This is a genomic window from Virgisporangium aliadipatigenens (genome assembly GCF_016863615.1).
GTDB classification, from domain to species: domain Bacteria; phylum Actinomycetota; class Actinomycetes; order Mycobacteriales; family Micromonosporaceae; genus Virgisporangium; species Virgisporangium aliadipatigenens.
This window is the reverse complement of sequence record NZ_BOPF01000015.1, coordinates 1-15681: the sequence shown is the minus strand read 5'-3', so window position 1 is coordinate 15681 and position 15681 is coordinate 1. Positions and strand designations below refer to the sequence as shown.

12 protein-coding genes and 1 pseudogene are annotated in these 15681 nt (G+C 72.2%); 3 read left to right on the top strand and 10 right to left on the bottom strand.

Annotated features, from left to right (window positions below; genetic code table 11):
• Positions 1–50: 50 nt before the first annotated feature.
• The 5 genes and pseudogenes from Val02_RS21395 to uvrA form a co-directional block, all read right to left on the bottom strand.
• On the bottom strand, positions 51–1001 hold the full coding sequence (locus Val02_RS21395; protein ID WP_203900929.1) for a gluconeogenesis factor YvcK family protein: 951 nt from the start codon (positions 999–1001) through the stop codon (positions 51–53).
• On the bottom strand, positions 998–1897 hold the full coding sequence (rapZ, locus tag Val02_RS21390) for an RNase adapter RapZ (protein ID WP_203901122.1): 900 nt from the start codon (positions 1895–1897) through the stop codon (positions 998–1000). The genes Val02_RS21395 and rapZ overlap by 4 nt, the downstream gene beginning before the upstream one ends.
• 262 nt (positions 1898–2159) lie before the next feature.
• Positions 2160–4115, bottom strand: coding sequence for an excinuclease ABC subunit UvrC (uvrC, locus tag Val02_RS21385; protein ID WP_203900928.1), 1956 nt, complete (start codon positions 4113–4115; stop codon positions 2160–2162).
• Positions 4116–4204: 89 nt separating this feature from the next.
• Entirely contained in the window at positions 4205–4687 is a 483-nt protein-coding gene (locus Val02_RS21380) for a Rieske (2Fe-2S) protein (RefSeq protein ID WP_203900927.1), read from the bottom strand.
• A gap of 370 nt (positions 4688–5057) precedes the next feature.
• A pseudogene (gene uvrA / locus Val02_RS21375) lies at positions 5058–8036 on the bottom strand (excinuclease ABC subunit UvrA); the annotation flags it as partial.
• A 136-nt stretch (positions 8037–8172) separates the two neighbouring features.
• Between uvrA and Val02_RS48260 the strand changes: the two are divergent.
• On the top strand, positions 8173–8307 hold the full coding sequence (locus tag Val02_RS48260) for a hypothetical protein (RefSeq protein ID WP_275415597.1): 135 nt from the start codon (positions 8173–8175) through the stop codon (positions 8305–8307).
• Position 8308: 1 nt separating this feature from the next.
• On the opposite strand, the gene rsgA is transcribed toward Val02_RS48260, so the two are convergent.
• Positions 8309–9379, bottom strand: coding sequence for a ribosome small subunit-dependent GTPase A (gene rsgA / locus Val02_RS21370; RefSeq protein ID WP_203900925.1), 1071 nt, complete (start codon positions 9377–9379; stop codon positions 8309–8311).
• A 153-nt stretch (positions 9380–9532) separates the two neighbouring features.
• Between rsgA and Val02_RS21365 the strand changes: the two genes are divergently transcribed.
• Both Val02_RS21365 and Val02_RS21360 read left to right on the top strand, forming a co-directional pair.
• Positions 9533–10255, top strand: coding sequence for a maleylpyruvate isomerase family mycothiol-dependent enzyme (locus tag Val02_RS21365; protein WP_203900924.1), 723 nt, complete (start codon positions 9533–9535; stop codon positions 10253–10255).
• Between the two features lie 10 nt (positions 10256–10265).
• Positions 10266–10916, top strand: a complete 651-nt coding sequence (locus Val02_RS21360; protein ID WP_203900923.1) for an MBL fold metallo-hydrolase — start codon at positions 10266–10268, stop codon at positions 10914–10916.
• A gap of 39 nt (positions 10917–10955) precedes the next feature.
• Here Val02_RS21360 and Val02_RS21355 read toward each other — a convergent pair whose 3' ends face one another.
• The 4 genes from Val02_RS21355 to Val02_RS21340 form a co-directional block, all read right to left on the bottom strand.
• Complete coding sequence (locus tag Val02_RS21355) at positions 10956–11309, bottom strand: hypothetical protein (RefSeq protein WP_203900922.1); 354 nt, start codon at positions 11307–11309, stop codon at positions 10956–10958.
• Positions 11310–11425: 116 nt separating this feature from the next.
• Positions 11426–13231: an AfsR/SARP family transcriptional regulator gene (locus Val02_RS21350; RefSeq protein ID WP_203900921.1), complete on the bottom strand. Its 1806-nt coding sequence runs from the start codon at positions 13229–13231 to the stop codon at positions 11426–11428.
• Positions 13232–13389: 158 nt separating this feature from the next.
• Complete coding sequence (locus Val02_RS21345; RefSeq protein WP_203900920.1) at positions 13390–14304, bottom strand: hypothetical protein; 915 nt, start codon at positions 14302–14304, stop codon at positions 13390–13392.
• Positions 14305–14409: 105 nt separating this feature from the next.
• Positions 14410–15681, bottom strand: a 1272-nt coding sequence (locus Val02_RS21340; protein ID WP_203900919.1) for a protein kinase domain-containing protein, incomplete at its 5' end; no start/stop codon positions are given.

The window sequence follows — 15681 nt, the reverse complement described above, 5'->3', positions numbered from 1 at the left end:
CATCGGGAGATCGCTCCTATTTGTACCCGGCGGAGATATCACTCCGACGGCTACCCATCCACGAGGATCGGCTCCAGAGCGACCGCGAGTGCGGCCGGGTCATGGCGCGCTGCCCCGTCGGGCACCGCGACCGGAGCGAGCACCAACCGTGCGCCGAGCGACTCCGCCGCGCGATGCACAGGTTCGGGCTCGCCCACGGCTTTGCCGTCGGCAAGAACTACATCTGCCCGGAGGCCCGGTAGGTAACGGGTGAGTGCCGCAAGGTGATCCGGCAATGACAGCCCGTGAGTCTCCTGGTCCATCGCGAGGTTGAGCGTGACCAGCTTACGCGCAGCGCTACCCGCCACCGCATCCGCGATCTCCGGTACCAGCAGATGCGGGATCACGCTCGTGTACCAGGAACCCGGCCCGAAGATGAGCCAGTCGGCCCGGCGCACCGCCTCGATCGCCTCCGCACACGCGTGCGGCGCCGGCGTGAGCCGAACGGTGTGCACCACCCCGCGCGCCACCGCCACCTGATGCTGGCCGCGCACCACGACGACCTCGTCCGGACGGGCCGGATCGCCGCCGTACACGTCCGCCTCGATCTGCACCGACTTCATCGCCATCGGCAGCACCCGCCCCGCCGCGCGGACCAGCGTCGCGGCGTGGTCGAGCGCGGCGATCGGATCCCCGAACTGCTCCATCAGCCCGCACAGCACCAGATTGCCCACCGGGTGCCCGGCCAGCGAGTCCTGCCCGCCGAACCGGTGCTGGAACAGCTCCGCCGTGCGTCTCGTCGTCGGGTCGGTGTCGTCCGCGAGAGCGGCCAGCGCCTGCCGGAGATCGCCCGGCGGCACGGGAACGTTGCGTTCGGCGATGAGCCGTCCGCTGGAGCCGCCGTCGTCGCCGACCGTCACCACGGCCGTGATGTCGAGGTCGAACGGTTTGCGCAGGGTCCGAAGCGCCCGCAGCGTAGTGGCGAGTCCGTGTCCCCCGCCGAACGCTACGATTCGGATCATTCCCGCCCCAGGTCGCGGTGCTGCGCTGATGCCGCCAGCCGGACGTCACGCAGGCGGCGGGCCAGCTCCTCGGCGATCGCCACCGAACGGTGCTTGCCGCCCGTACATCCTACGGCCACCGTAAGGTACCGCTTCCCCTCGCGTTCGAAACCCGGAGCGGTGGTGTTGATCAATCGCGCGTACGTCTCGATGAACGTGCGCGCGCCGTGCTGGCCCAGCACGTACTTGCTCACCTCGGTGTCCCGACCGGTGTGTTCGCGCAGCTCCGGCACCCAATACGGGTTGGGCAGGAACCGCGCGTCGAGCACGAAGTCCGCGTCCGGCGGCAGCCCGTACTTGAACCCGAACGACAGCACCGTCACCCGCAGCCGCCGCGAGTCCTCCCCCGCGAACATCTCCTCGATCCGCGCGCGCAGCTGGTTGACGTTGAGGTGGCTGGTGTCGATCAGGACGTCGGCCTGCTCGCGGGCGTCGAGCAGCAGTTCGCGCTCGGCGGCGATGCCGTCGGCCAGCCGCCCGTTGCCCTGCAGCGGATGCGCCCGCCGCACGCTCTCGAAGCGGCGGATCAGCACCTTGTCGTCGGCGTCGACGAAGACGATCCGCGGGCTGAACCCCCGGTCGCGCAGCGCCTTCACGGCCCCCGTCAGGTCGGTCGAGAACGCGCGACTGCGCACGTCGAGCACCATCGCCGTGCGCTTGGCGGTGCCGCCGGCGGCGTGGGCCAGCTCGGCCATCTCCAGCAGCAGCGTCTGCGGCAGGTTGTCGACGACGTAGTACCCGACGTTTTCCAGGGCACGGGCGACGGTGCTGCGGCCACCACCGGAGACCCCGGTCACGATCACCAGGTCGGTGCTGGAACGCGAGGCGTTGCCGTCGTCGGTCCCCTGCGGCGCCACGGCCGCCGCGGAATCACTCACCACACGGCGATCCTAGGCGGCGCGGGTTGCCGCCCGGTGTTCAACCGTGGTCAAAGCGTGGGTCCCGAAGGTGGGATTTTCCTTCGCGGGTCCGTCGGGGGCATGACCGTTGCCTCCCGGGCCGCACCGCTCCGGGTCGATCCGCCTTCGGCGTGTTCGACCACTCCGCTGCCGGGTCCGCGTCCCAAGTACTGGGGACTTCCGCAGGCTATTCGCGCCCCGTAACCAGCTTTTCGCCCCACTACTTGTGTTCAACTCCCGGCGCTGCCGGCTGCGGGCCGGCGGGCTCCGGGGCGGCGGGCTGCGGGGGTGGGGTGGCGCCGAGGGCCGCGAGGATGGCCTCGGCGGTGCGGCGGCCGATGCCGGGCACCTCCGTGATCTCCTCCACCGTCGCGCCCGACAGCCGCTTCAGCGACCCGAAGTGGCGCATCAGCGCCTTGCGGCGCACCTCGCCCAGCCCGGGGACCTGGTCGAGCGCCGACACCGTCATCCGGCTCGAACGCTTCTGCCGGTGATACGTGATCGCGAAGCGGTGCGCCTCGTCGCGCACCCGCTGGAGCAGGTACAGCCCCTGCGAGCTGCGCGGCAGGATCACCGGGAACTCCTCCGCCGGCACCCACACCTCCTCCAGCCGCTTCGCGAGCCCGACGACGGCGAGATCGTTGATGCCCGCGTCGGCAAGCGTCTGCGCCGCGGCCGCCACCTGTGGCGCACCGCCGTCGACCACGAGCAGCTGCGGCGGATAGGCGAACTTCCTGGGCCGCCCCGTCTCCGGATCGATCGGCTGCCCCTGCTCGTCCCCCGTCTCCGCCTTGTAGCGGGCGAACCGGCGGCGCAGCACCTCCGAGATCGCGGAAACGTCGTCCGTCGCCCCGGTGATCGCGAAGCGCCGGTACTCGCTCTTGCGCGGCAGCCCGTCCTCGAAGACGACCATGCTCGCGACGACGTCGGTGCCCTGGATCTGCGAGACGTCGTAGCACTCGATGCGCAGCGGCGCGGTCTCCAGGGTCAGCGCCTCGGCCAGCTCGTCGAGGGCCTGGCTGCGGGTCGTCAGGTCGCCCGCGCGGTGCAGCTTGTGCCGCACCAGCGCCTCCTCGGCGTTGCGCCGAACGGTGTCCGCCAGCGCCTTCTTGTCGCCCCGCTGCGGCACCCGGATCTGCACCCTGGCGCCGCGCTGGCCGGAGAGCCACTCGGCGAGGGCGTCCACGTCGGCCGGCAGCTCCGGCACCAGCACCTCGCGCGGGATGTCGGCCTCGCCGCGCTCCCCGCCGTAGACCTGCGAGCAGAACTGGTGCACCAGGTCCCCGAACGTCACGTCCTCGGTCTTCTCGACCACCCAGCCGCGCTGTCCACGGATGCGGCCGCCGCGCACCCGGAAGACCTGCACCGCCGCTTCGAGCTGGTCGTCCGCGAACGCCACCACATCGGCGTCGGTGCCGTCCCCGAAGACGACGGCCTGCTTCTCCATGGCCCGCCGCAGCGCGGTCAGGTCGTCGCGCAGCCGGGCGGCCTTCTCGAACTCCAGCTCCTCGGCCGCGGCGTGCATGTCCTTCTCGAGCCGCTTGACCATGGCGTCGGTGCGCCCGCCCATGAAGTCGCAGAACTCCAGCGCGATCTGCCGGTGCTCCTCGGCGCTGACCCGCCCGACGCAGGGCGCGGAGCACTTGTCGATGTAGCCGAGCAGGCAGGGCCGCTGATGCTGCCGCGCCTGCTTGAACACCCCGGGCCGGCACGTCCGCGCCGGGAACACCCGCAGCAGCAGGTCCAACGTCTCCCGGATGGCCCACGCGTGGGAGTAGGGCCCGAAGTAGCGCACGCCCTTGCGTTTGGCGCCGCGCATCACCTGCAGCCGCGGGTACTCCTCGTCGAGGGTGACCGCCAGGTAGGGATAGCTCTTGTCGTCGCGGTAGCGAACGTTGAACCGGGGGTCGTACTCCTTGATCCACTGGTACTCCAGCTGGAGCGCCTCGACCTCGGTGTTGACCGTGACCCAGTCGACCGACGCCGCCGTGGTGACCATCTGCTGCGTGCGCGCGTGCAGCGACCACGGGTCGGCGAAGTAGGAGTTGAGCCGCTGGCGCAGGCTCTTCGCCTTGCCAACGTAGATGACCCGCCCGGTCGGATCCCGGAACCGGTAGACACCGGGAAGCTCGGGGATGGTGCCCGGGGCGGGACGGTAGGTCGACGGATCCGGCACCAACCGAGCGTATCGCCGGGGTACGTCATTTTCCGTCGGGCACCGCCCGCCCCGGGCGCCACACGTGTCTGCTAGCCGAGGACGCAGTGCTAGCCGAGAACTACTCGGCCGTTCTCGACCTTGACGGTCGCGGGGGTCAGCGGCTTCGTCGCCGGGCCACCCGCCGGGGATCCGTCCGCCACCTTGAACTTGCTGTTGTGGCAGGTGCACACGATGTTGCCGGCCTCGATCTTGCTCACCGGGCAGCCCTGGTGCGTGCACGTCACCGAGAACGCCTTGATCGTGCCGGCCGTCGGCTGGGTCACGACCACCTTCTGCTCGGCGAAGATCTTCCCGCCGCCGACGGGGATGTCGGCCACGGCGGCGATTCCGGCGGCGGCACCGTTGCCGGCCGTTGAAGACGCCTTGCCCGAGGGCGAACTGCCACCGGCGGGTCCGCTGGTGCCGGCTGCCGGCGGCGCGGCGTTGTCCGTGCCCGGCGCGTCGAGATCGTCACCGCAGGCGGCCAGCGCCGTCGCGGCGGTAATTCCAGCGGCACCGGCCAGCACCGAACGTCGGGTCGTGTCGCTCATCTCGCTCCTCCTGGAGGTACGGCATTGATCTCCAGTTCATACGTGGCGTAGTCCCCGCATGGTTCGATTTGTTGCTTAGGAATTAGCTGTGTATCGCTCCAAAGCGCCAGAAAGCGCCGTTGACCTGCGGGGATGCCTTCCTCCGAAAACTGTGAGAAAAACGTTGAACCCGCAAGAACTTAACTTAGGGTAACCTAACTTGAGGCTAGCCGGTTCGGTTCCTGGTCGTCTTGCGGGCCGGCGCCGCCTTCGTCGCCGCGGCCTTCTTCGCGGGAACGGCCTTGGCCGCGGGCACCGCCTTGGCGGTCGTCGCCTTGGCGGCGGTGGACCGCGCGGCCGGCACGGCCTTCGACGGCGCACGCTTCGTCGCCGCCTTGGCCGGAGCCGTCTTCGCGACCGCGGCCTGCGCCGGCGCCGCCTTCGTGGTGGCGCGCGCCCCGTTGACCTTCCCCTCGTTGGCCCGCCGCGCCCGCGCCACCGCCGGTCCCTCGTCCGACACCTCGCCGGAGACGTCCAGCACCTGCCGCAGGAACTCCCCGGTGGCGCTCGCCGACACGACGGCGACCTCCTCGGGGGTGCCCGCCGCGACGACCGTGCCGCCCTTGTGGCCGCCCTCCGGGCCCATGTCGACCAGCCAGTCCGCGGTCTTGATCACGTCGAGGTTGTGCTCGATCACGATCACCGTGTTGCCCTTGTCCACCAGGCTGTGCAGCACCGCGAGGAGCTTGCGGATGTCCTCGAAGTGCAGCCCCGTGGTCGGCTCGTCCAGCACGTACACGGTCCGCCCGGTCGAACGCTTCTGCAACTCCGACGCGAGCTTCACGCGCTGCGCCTCGCCACCCGACAGCGTCGGCGCCGGCTGCCCCAGCCGCACGTAGCCCAGGCCCACGTCCACCAGCGTCTTGAGGTGCCGGTGGATCGCCGGGATGGCGGTGAAGAACTGCTCCGCCTCCTCGATCGGCATGTCCAGGATCTCCGCGATGGTGCGGCCCTTGTAGTGCACCTCCAGGGTCTCCCGGTTGTACCGGGCGCCCTTGCAGACCTCGCACGGCACGTAGACGTCGGGGAGGAAGTTCATCTCGATCTTGATGGTGCCGTCGCCGGCGCACGCCTCGCAGCGCCCGCCCTTCACGTTGAACGAGAAGCGCCCCGGGCCGTAGCCGCGCACCTTCGCCTCGGTGGTCTCCGCGAAGAGCTTGCGCACGTTGTCGAAGACGCCGGTGTACGTGGCCGGGTTGGAACGCGGCGTGCGGCCGATCGGCGACTGGTCCACGCCGACCACCTTGTCGACGTGTTCGAGGCCGCTGACCCGGGTGTGCCGGCCGGGCACCAGGCGGGCGCCGTTGATCTGGTTGGCCAGCACGGCATGCAGGATGTCGTTGACCAGCGTCGACTTGCCCGAGCCGGAGACACCCGTCACCGCCACGAACTGCCCCAGCGGGAACGTCACCGTCAGGTTGCGCAGGTTGTGCTCGCGGGCGCCGTGCACGGTCAGCTCGCGGCCGGGCGTGGACGGCCGGCGCACCGGCGGAACGGCGATCGCCCGCTTGCCGGAGAGGTACGCGCCGGTCATCGACTCCTCGTTGGACAGCAGCCCGTCGAGGTCGCCGCTGTGCACGATCTTGCCGCCGTGCTCACCGGCACCCGGCCCGATGTCGACCACCCAGTCGGCGGTGCGGATCGTGTCCTCGTCGTGCTCGACGACGATCAGCGTGTTGCCCAGGTTCTTCAGGCGCACCAGCGTCTCGATCAGCCGGTGGTTGTCCCGCTGGTGCAGCCCGATCGACGGCTCGTCGAGGACGTAGAGCACGCCCACCAGCCCCGAACCGATCTGCGTGGCCAGCCGGATGCGCTGCGCCTCGCCGCCGGAGAGGGTACCCGCGCCCCGGTTGAGCGACAGGTAGTCCAGCCCCACGTCGACCAGGAACCGCAGCCGGGCGTTGATCTCCTTGAGCACGCGCTCGGCGATCATCTTCTGCCGGTCGTTGAGCGTCATCGCACCGAGCAGGTCGGCGCACTCGCCCACCGACAGCCCGCAGACCTCGGCGATGTTGCGCCCGTTGATCGTGACGGCGAGCACCTCGGGCTTGAGCCGCGTGCCCTCGCAGGCGCCGCACGGCACGTCGCGCATGTACCCCTCGTACTTGTCGCGGGACCACTCGCTCTCGGTGTCGGCGTGGCGGCGTTCGATCCACTGGATCACGCCCTCGAAGCCGGTGTAGTAGGAGCGCTCGCGGCCGTACTTGTTGCGGTACCGCACGTGCACCTGGTCCTCGGCACCGAGGAGGATCGTCTTCTGCGCGCGGTTGGACAGAGCCCGCCACGGCGTGTCGAGGGTGAACCCCTCCTCCTCGCCCAGCGCCTCCAGCAGCCGCAGGAAGTACTCCAGCGTGTGGCCGGTCGCCCACGGCGCGATCGCGCCCTCCCGGAGCGACTTCTCCGGGTCGGGGATGATCAGCTCCGGGTCGACCTCCTTCTTCGTCCCGATGCCGGTGCACTCGGCACAGGCGCCGTACGGCGAGTTGAACGAGAACGACCGCGGCTCCAGGTCCTCGATCGCGAGCGGGTGGTCGTTGGGGCACGCGAGGTGCTCGGAGAACTTGCGCTCCCGCGCCGGGTCGTCCTCCGGCAGGTCGACGAAGTCCAGCACCACGATGCCGGAGGCCAGGGCCAGCGCCGACTCGATCGAGTCCGTCAGCCGCTGCTTGCCGGTCGCCTTGACCGCCAGCCGGTCGACGACCACCTCGATCGTGTGCTTCTCCTGCTTCTTCAGCTTCGGCGGCTCGGTCAGCGGATGCACGACGCCGTCGACCCGGGCCCGCGCGTACCCCTTGGACTGCAGGTCGGCGAAGAGGTCGACGTACTCGCCCTTGCGCCCGCGCACCACCGGCGCGAGCACCTGGAACCGGGTGCCCTCCTTCATCGCCAGCACGCGGTCGACGATCTGCTGCGGCGTCTGCTTGGAGATCGGCTCGCCGCAGGTCGGGCAGTGCGGCTCACCGATGCGCGCGAAGAGCAGCCGCAGGTAGTCGTAGACCTCGGTGATCGTGCCGACCGTCGAGCGCGGGTTGCGCGAGGTCGACTTCTGGTCGATCGACACCGCCGGGGAGAGCCCCTCGATGAAGTCGACGTCGGGCTTGTCCATCTGACCCAGGAACTGCCGCGCGTACGAGGAGAGCGACTCCACGTAGCGCCGCTGTCCCTCGGCGAAAATCGTGTCGAACGCCAGGCTCGACTTGCCCGAACCGGACAAGCCGGTGAAGACGATCATTGCGTCGCGCGGCAGGTCAAGGCTGACGTCGCGCAGGTTGTGCTCGCGCGCGCCGCGCACGATCAAACGGTCTGCCATGAGGTAGGAGCCTCGAGTCGTGAGGAGAGTCGGAACCGGCGGCCCCACTGTATCCGCGGGGTATGACAAAAACTCCGACAGCGATTGTCGGCCCTGCTCACGAGGCCCGGAAGAGTGAACCCGGTACGGTACGCGCGTGCGCAAGCCATCGATGGACGACCCCGCCGCGTACGCGGTCCACTACCGGTGGCCGGGGGTCGTCGCGGAGCCGGCCGACGGGCTCCGTGAGGCGGTCAAGAGCTTCAGTGGGAACGCCCACACGGTCGGCTGAGTCACCCGGAGCGGCGACTCCGGGGGTGGCTGAGGCGTTCGGCGCGGCGGCGTTTGTACATGTCGACGCGCTGCTCCCGGGCCTCCCGGCGGCGCAGCTCGTGAGCCAGCTCACGGGTGAGCTTGCGCCAGCTCGCCAGCCGCCGCCGGGCCAGTGCGCCGGACTCGACGGCCGCCCGCACGGCACACCCCGGCTCGCTCTCGTGGGCGCACCCCACGAACCGGCACCGCGCCGCCAGCGCCGCGATGTCCTCGAACGCCCGCGCCAGCCCCGGACCGGCCTCGTACATGCCGACCGACCGGATACCGGGTGTGTCCAGGACGGCCCCTCCGCCCGGCACCGGCACCAACGCCCGGAACGTCGTCGTGTGCCGCCCCTTGGCGTCGGTGCGAAGCTCTCTCGTGCCCATCACGCTCGCCCCGACGAGGGCGTTGACCAGGCTCGACTTGCCCACGCCGGAGGCCCCCAGCAGCCCCAGCGTGCGGCCGGGCCGCACCAGCGGACGGATCCGGTCGAGGCCTTCGCCGGTGCGGGTGCTCACCGCGTACACCGGCACCGACGGCGCGGCCGCCGACACCGTGGCGGCGACGGCGGCCGGATCGGCGAGCAGGTCGGCCTTGGTCAGGATGACGAGCGGTGTCGCGCCGCTGTTGTGGGCGAGGGCCAGCAGGCGTTCGATCCGGCCGAGATCCGGCTCGGGGTCGAACGCCTCCACGACCGCGACCGCGTCCATGTTGGCGGCGAGGACCTGTCCACTGGCGGCGGCCTCCGCGCTCGCCCGCACCACGGCGGTCCGGCGGGGCAGCACCGCCTCGACGGTCAACCGGTCGTCCGGCCACGTGCGCACGACTATCCAATCGCCGGCGCACGGCAGGTTGACCGGGTCGGTGGCCGCCCGGTCCAGCACGGTGGCGCCGAGACTGGCGCGCACCGTGCCGGAACATGACAGTGCCGCACAGGCACCCCGATCGACCCGGGTGACCCGGGCGGGTTGGAGTCCGGAGCGGGAGAAGGGGCGGTACGCCGCCGCGAGGTCGGCATTCCAGCCCAGGGCCGGCAGGTCGATGTTCATATCGGTCCTTACGCGAAGCGGGTCGGTCGCACGCGAGCCGCTCCCCCGGCGCCTCCCCCGATAGTCGCGCGGCTGACCAGCCCGTTCCGACTCGACGGTAGGCAACGAGCCGGTCACGCGAAACCAATTATCGAACCGGTAGGTTCTTGAGACGTGACCGTCGATCCGCTCGCACTCATCGCCGACGTGGACCGGGCCACCGCACGGCTGCTCGACGCCGTCGCGGCGCTCGATCCGGCGGCGGCCGCCGCCCCGTCCCGGCTGCCCGGCTGGACCCGTGGGCACCTGGTGACCCACGTCGCCCGCAACGCGGACTCCTACACGCGGCTGCTCGAGGGCGCGCGCAACGGGGTGTTCGCCGCCCAGTACCCCGACCCGGCCAGGCGCGACCCCGAGATCGCCGAGGGCGCCGGACGGGACGTCGCCGCGCTCGCCGACGACCTGCGCACCGCGCACGGGCGGTTCGCCGAGGCGGTGCGGGAGTTGCCGGCCGAGGCGTGGGCGCGCCACATCCGCTACCTGAGCGGGGCCGAGGTGCCGGCCGCGCACATCGTCTGGGCGCGCTTGCGCGAGGTCGAGGTGCATCACGTGGACCTCGGCATCGGCTACGAGCCGTCGGACTGGAGCGAGGCGTTCACGCTGCGGTTCCTGCACGAGCTGACCGCCGACCTGTTCCGGAAGGCGCTCGGCACCGTCGTCGAGGTGGGATTCTCGGTGGAGGCGAGCGACCTGCCGTTCAGCGGTGCGGTGGGCGGTGGCGGCGCGGTCGTGCGCGGCCACGGGCACACGCTGGCCGCGTGGCTGTCCGGGCGCGGCGACGGCTCCGGACTCGTGGCGTCGACCGGCGGGCTCCCGCCCGTTCCCCGGTATATGTAGAGGAGAGACAGTGACGTACACCGGTGCGGTGACCCCCGGCGGACCCGCGGCCACGCGCGACCTCGGCGCCTTGCGGATCACCAAGCTGTCGGTCGGCCCGATGGACAACAACGCCTACCTGTTGCGGGACACCGCGACCGGCGAGCAGCTGCTGATCGACGCCGCCAACGACCCCGAACGCCTCATCGACCTCATCGACGACGGCGGACTGTCCACTGTGGTCACCACCCACCGCCACGGCGATCACTGGCAGGGCCTCGCCGCCGTCGTCTCGGCGACCGGCGCCCGCTCCGTCGCGCACGCCGCCGACGCGACCGAACTGCCCGTCGTGCACGACACCGTCGCCGACGGCGGGACCGTCCAGGTAGGACAGTCCACATTGGACGTCATCCACCTCGTCGGGCACACGCCCGGGTCGATCGCGCTGGTGTACCGGGATTCCGACGGGGTGCCGCACCTGTTCACCGGCGACTCCCTCTTCCCCGGCGGCCCCGGCCGCACGACCAACCCGACCGACTTCGCCTCGTTGATGAACGACCTGGAGGAGAAGGTGTTCGGGCGGCTGCCGGACGAGACGTGGTTCTACCCGGGACACGGGAACGACTCCACGCTCGGCGCGGAGCGGCCGGCCATTCCGGAATGGCGCGCCCGCGGCTGGTAGCGGGTTCGCCGGAGTCCGATCCCGGCGGCAAGCGACCCGCTACCCGGCGGCTATGCGCGCGAGGCAGCGGCGGCAGGTCGGCGCGTAGGCGATCTCGCCGTATCGGCTGATGGCGGTGCCGTCGCCGCCGACCATCACCGCCCACGGGCGGCCGCACAGCGTTGCCGTCGCCCATCGCGGCGCGGTCAGGACAGCCCGGTCCGAGCCGGCCGCAACATCGCCCCGGTCGACGCCGCCGTCGTGGAAGTAGCGGTGCGGCACCGCTTCCCGGCCGGCGGCGGGCGCCGCGGCGGCGGCCGTGAGGTGGACCGCACCGCCGCCGCCCGAGGTCGTCAGCAGCATCGGCGCGCCGTGGATGTCGATGACGTTCGGGCCGAGCGGGTCGGGAGTCATGAACGCCCATTGTCGTGACTCCCGCGTGGCGGCGTGGCCCGGTTTCGGAGAGACGGCTCCGGGGGCGGGTACCCGACAGCGCGGGGCGCCCGCCGGCCCTCTGAACCGCGGGCTGTTCAGGGTGTGGTGCGGGCGAAGAGGGTCGTCAGGGTGGGCATGCGGTAGCACTGTCCGTCGGGGCCGTCGTCGAGGTGTTCCAGTAGCTGCGCGTCGACGAGCCGGTCGGCGAGGCGTTCGGCGCGGGAGACGGTCGGGGGGCCGTCGGGGAGCCGGGTCAGCGCGACGGCCGTGAAGACGTTCGCGTCGAGGCGGCCGATCCGGCGGAACAGCCCGGCCTCCGGCTCGGTCAACCGGTCGTAGCTGCCCTGGATGCTGGTGCGCACGTCGAGGTCGCCGGCGGAGAGTTCGTCGAGGCGTTGGCCGTCGTCCAGCAGTCTGTCCGCCAGGTGTGCGAGGCGCCAGCGGGGCCGGGCGGCGAGGCGTGCCCCGGCCGCGCGAACGGCCAACGGGAGCCCGTCGCAAGCGTGCACGATGTCGGCGGCGGCGGCGTGTTCGGCCGCGACGCGTGCCGCGCCCACCGCGCCGCCCAGCAGCCGCAGGGAATCCTCGGGCGGCAGCGGGCCCAGGTCCACCGCCAGCGTCGCGTCGAGGCTGGGCAGCCGGGGGCGGCTGGTCGCCAGCACCGCGCACCCCGGGTGAACGGCCAGAAAGGGCCGCACCTCGGCCGGCCCGGCCACGTCGTCGAGGATCAGCAGCACACGCCGTCCGATGAGGGTGGTGCGCAGCAGCGCGGCGAGTTCGTCCACTGTGGACGGTAGTGGTGTCGACACGCCGAACGAGCGCAGCAGCATGGCCAGCGCACCGACCACCGGCGTCGACGCCTCCGGAGCGCTGGCCCGCATCGGCACGTACAGCTGCCCGTCGGGGAACCGGTCCGCCACCGCCCCGGCGACGGCGAGCGCGAGCGCGGACTTGCCCACGCCGGCCGGCCCGGAGATCACGGCCAGCGCGGAGTCGCTGTCGTCGGCCGCGGCGCGCAGGCAGGAGGTCAGCGCCCACGCCTCCGCCGCGCGGCCCACGAACGGCTCCGGCGCGGCGGGCAGCTGGCGCGGCGGTTCGGCGGCCGCGGGGGGCTCCGCAGCGGCGGCCGGCAGCAGTGCGGGGTCGGCGTCCAGGATCTTGCGGTGCAGTGCCCGCAGCTCGGGGCCGGGTTCGAGGCCGAGCTCCTCGCGCAGGGTCTGATAGCCCTCCTGGTACACCTGCAGCGCCTCGGCCTGCCGACCCAGCCGGTACAGCGTGTGCATGAGCAGCCCCCGCAGCCGCTCACGCAACGGGTGTGCGGAGACCAGTTCGGTCAGCTCGGCGGCCAGGGCGCCGCTCGGCCCGACGTGGGCGTCGGCGGCGAGGCGATGTTCCAGGACGGCGAGGCGGGCCTCGTCGAGCCGGGCCGCCGCCGCGCGGAACAGCGGCGTGTCCAACCCGTCGAAGGCGGGGCCGCGCCAGTGGCTCAACGCCTCGCGGAACAGTCCGGCGGCGCGGGAGTGGTCGCCGTCCGCCGCGGCGCGTTCGCCCTCGGCGCTGAGCCGTTCGAAGTCGTGCAGGTCGAGGTCGCCGTGGGAGACGCGCAGCACGTAACCGGGCGCGCGGGTCACGATGGGGTCCTCGGCGAGCGGGCCGATGAGGCGGCGCAGCGCCCACACGTAGGTCTGGACGAGGGCCGATGCGCTCTGCGGCGGGCGTTCGCCCCAGATGGCGTCGACCAGCCGGCCGGCGGAGACGACCATGTTGGCGTTGAGCAGACCGGCGCCGAGCAGCGCCTGCTGTTTCGTCGAGGTCAGTTCGAGGCGCCGGTCCTGGCATCTCAGTTCGACCGGGCCGAGGATGCCGAATCGCAGGGCCGTTCCGTCCACTGTTGTCTGCACGTGACTCCCCCTCCGTGACACACACCGATCGGGTGCGGCAGCAACGGTCGCAAGGGCGCGCATACGCCGGGCACATGGATGGTTCACAGCGTGTGGCGGGGCCGTATACCGGCGGCCGGGGACCGGGATGTCGATCCCGATCCCACGAGCCGGTGCGATCAGGCGTTCTGCGCCCCGTTGTAGATGTTCCAGGCGACGTCGCGCCAGTAGGCGAAGTAGGAGTCGCCCCAGCTGCCGAAGTAGCTGGCCGTCTGGTAGGCGGATCCGTCGGACGGCTGGTAGTTCACGATGAAGGCGCCGCCGCTGGCCCCACCGGCCAGGCCGACGCAGTTGCGGATCTGCACGCCGCCGGAGGGACCGTCGTACGGCTGGCCCTCGCACCACACGGCGTAGTCCTTGTCGCCGGGCAGGCCGAGCCCGCGGGCGTAGTTGTTGGTGGACCAGTTGAAGCCGAGGCCGGTGCCGCCGACGACCTCCTGCACGTGGCGGCCGGCGTTGCCGCCGGTGGCGAGCACCATGAACGCCGTGTCGCCGCCGGGGCCGCGATCGTCGGTGCGCCAGCCGACCGAGCGCCAGTTCCACCAGCCGTAGGGGGCGTTGCCGCGGTTGTACGCGGGAGCGAAGCGGAAGCTGCGGTACACGGCGCCGGTGTCGATGTTCATGACGCAGTGGCGGGCCGTCGCGATGACGTCGCGGTTGTTGCTGGCCACCACGTTGGCGGAGCAGATGTAGTCGCCGGAGCCGGGGACGTTGAACCAGAGCCGGCCGATGGTGACCCAGACGCTGGGGCCGTTGACGACGATGCCGGTCTTCGGCGCGACGGCGGGAACGGTGCGGGCGGGGCCGTCCGGCTCGGTGTCCCGCGCCGGGATGCCCGCGGCGGGGGCCGGCATGGGCCTGGCGGCGGCCATCCGTTCGGGGGTCCAGTAGGCGTCGATAGCGGCGGAGGGCTCGGTGTTGACGGCCGAACCGGCGGCCGTGGCCGGGGCGGCGGTCGCGGGGGCGGGGAGCAGAGCGGGGATCAGTGCGGCGAGCAGGATCACGGACAGCGTGGAGCGCACGGGCAGGCGCATGGGGACGGGACCTTCCTGCAGGTGGGGAAGGAGCGATCGAACGCCATCGATAGGCGTCCATCACTATGGAAGGCCCGTTGGTCTAGACCTGTCAATACCCCGGCGTCAGCCCGTGCCGGCGCTCGGGTCCACCGGCCCGCCGGCCCCCGCCCCACCGGTCCCGCCGGACGGGTTGGTGCCCGGCGAGCCGCCGCCGCCACCCTCCGTGGGCTGCGGCGCCGACGTGGGGCCCTGCGTGGGGCCACTGGTGCGGGTGGGGTTGCCGCCGCCGGTCGGTGCGGGCCCCTGGGTCTGGGTCGGGCCGCCGGTCGGGCGCACCGGCTGGTTGGGCTGGGTCGTCGTGCGGGCGGTCGTCGGTCTGGGCGAGTCCTTGGCGGCCGGGGCCGAGGAGGGCGTCTCCGGACCGGCCGGCGTGCCGCCGTCGTCGTCGTTGCCCTTGGTGAGGCCGAGCATCACCGCGAGACCGAGGACGGCGAGCGCCACGATGCCGGCGAGCGCCAGCCCGGCCCGCTTACCCGCCCCGGTGCGGGACGCGGCGCCGGCCGCACCGCCGCGAGCCGAACCGCCGCGAGCCGCGGCCAGGCCGGCCGCGCCCCCCGCCGCGCCGCCGGCGACCGGGCTGAGGCGCGTGCCCGTGGCACCGGGCCGGCTGCCCGCCACGGGATACCCCGTGGAGGTCAGGGAGTCATACTCCGGGTCGTAGTCGGGATCGGCCATCGCCCGCCCCGGCGGCACCGCCGCGCTCCCGGCGACCGCCCCGCCGAGCAGGTCCAGCCGGGTCCCGCCCTGCTGCGCGGGGGCGGCGAGCTGCGTCGCGCCGAGCGCGGACGTTCCCGGAGAGAACTGCCCGTTGGCGGCGGCGCGCGCGGCGACCGCGAACGCCGCCGCGGTCGGGAACCGCCCCTCCGGGTCCTTGCACAAAGCCCGGTCCACGAGCGCACGCGCCGGTGCGGGAACCGAGTCGGGCAGCGGCGGCACCTCGTCGTTGAGGTGCTTCACGGCGACGGCGATCGCGTCGGTGCCGTTGAACGGCGGCTCCCCCACCAGGCACTGGTAGGTCACCGCGCCGAGCGCGTAGATGTCGGTGGCCGGCGACACGGGCTTGCCCTGCACCTGCTCCGGCGACATGTACAGCGCGGTGCCCGGAACGGCGTTCGCCTGCGTGATGGCCGTGACGGCGGCCGAACGCGCGATGCCGAAGTCGACCAGCATCACCCGCCCGTCCGGCTCGACGATCAGGTTGCCCGGCTTGACGTCGCGGTGCACCACGCCGCTCGCGTGCGCCGCGTGCAGCGCCTCGGCCGCCTGCGCCACGATCGACAGCGTCTCACCGGGTGGGAGCGTGCCGGCGGCGGCGAGCCGTTCGGAGAGGGGCTC

What these genes read in the sequence shown, in the direction of transcription:
- Val02_RS21395 (WP_203900929.1), bottom strand. Translation starts at nt 1,001, where the DNA reads ATGATCCGAATCGTAGCGTTCGGCGGGGGACACGGACTCGCCACTACG.
- Val02_RS21380 (WP_203900927.1), bottom strand. Translation starts at nt 4,687, where the DNA reads ATGAGCGACACGACCCGACGTTCGGTGCTGGCCGGTGCCGCTGGAATT.
- rsgA (WP_203900925.1), bottom strand. Translation starts at nt 9,379, where the DNA reads ATGAACATCGACCTGCCGGCCCTGGGCTGGAATGCCGACCTCGCGGCG.
- Val02_RS21355 (WP_203900922.1), bottom strand. Translation starts at nt 11,309, where the DNA reads ATGACTCCCGACCCGCTCGGCCCGAACGTCATCGACATCCACGGCGCG.
- Val02_RS21345 (WP_203900920.1), bottom strand. Translation starts at nt 14,304, where the DNA reads ATGCGCCTGCCCGTGCGCTCCACGCTGTCCGTGATCCTGCTCGCCGCA.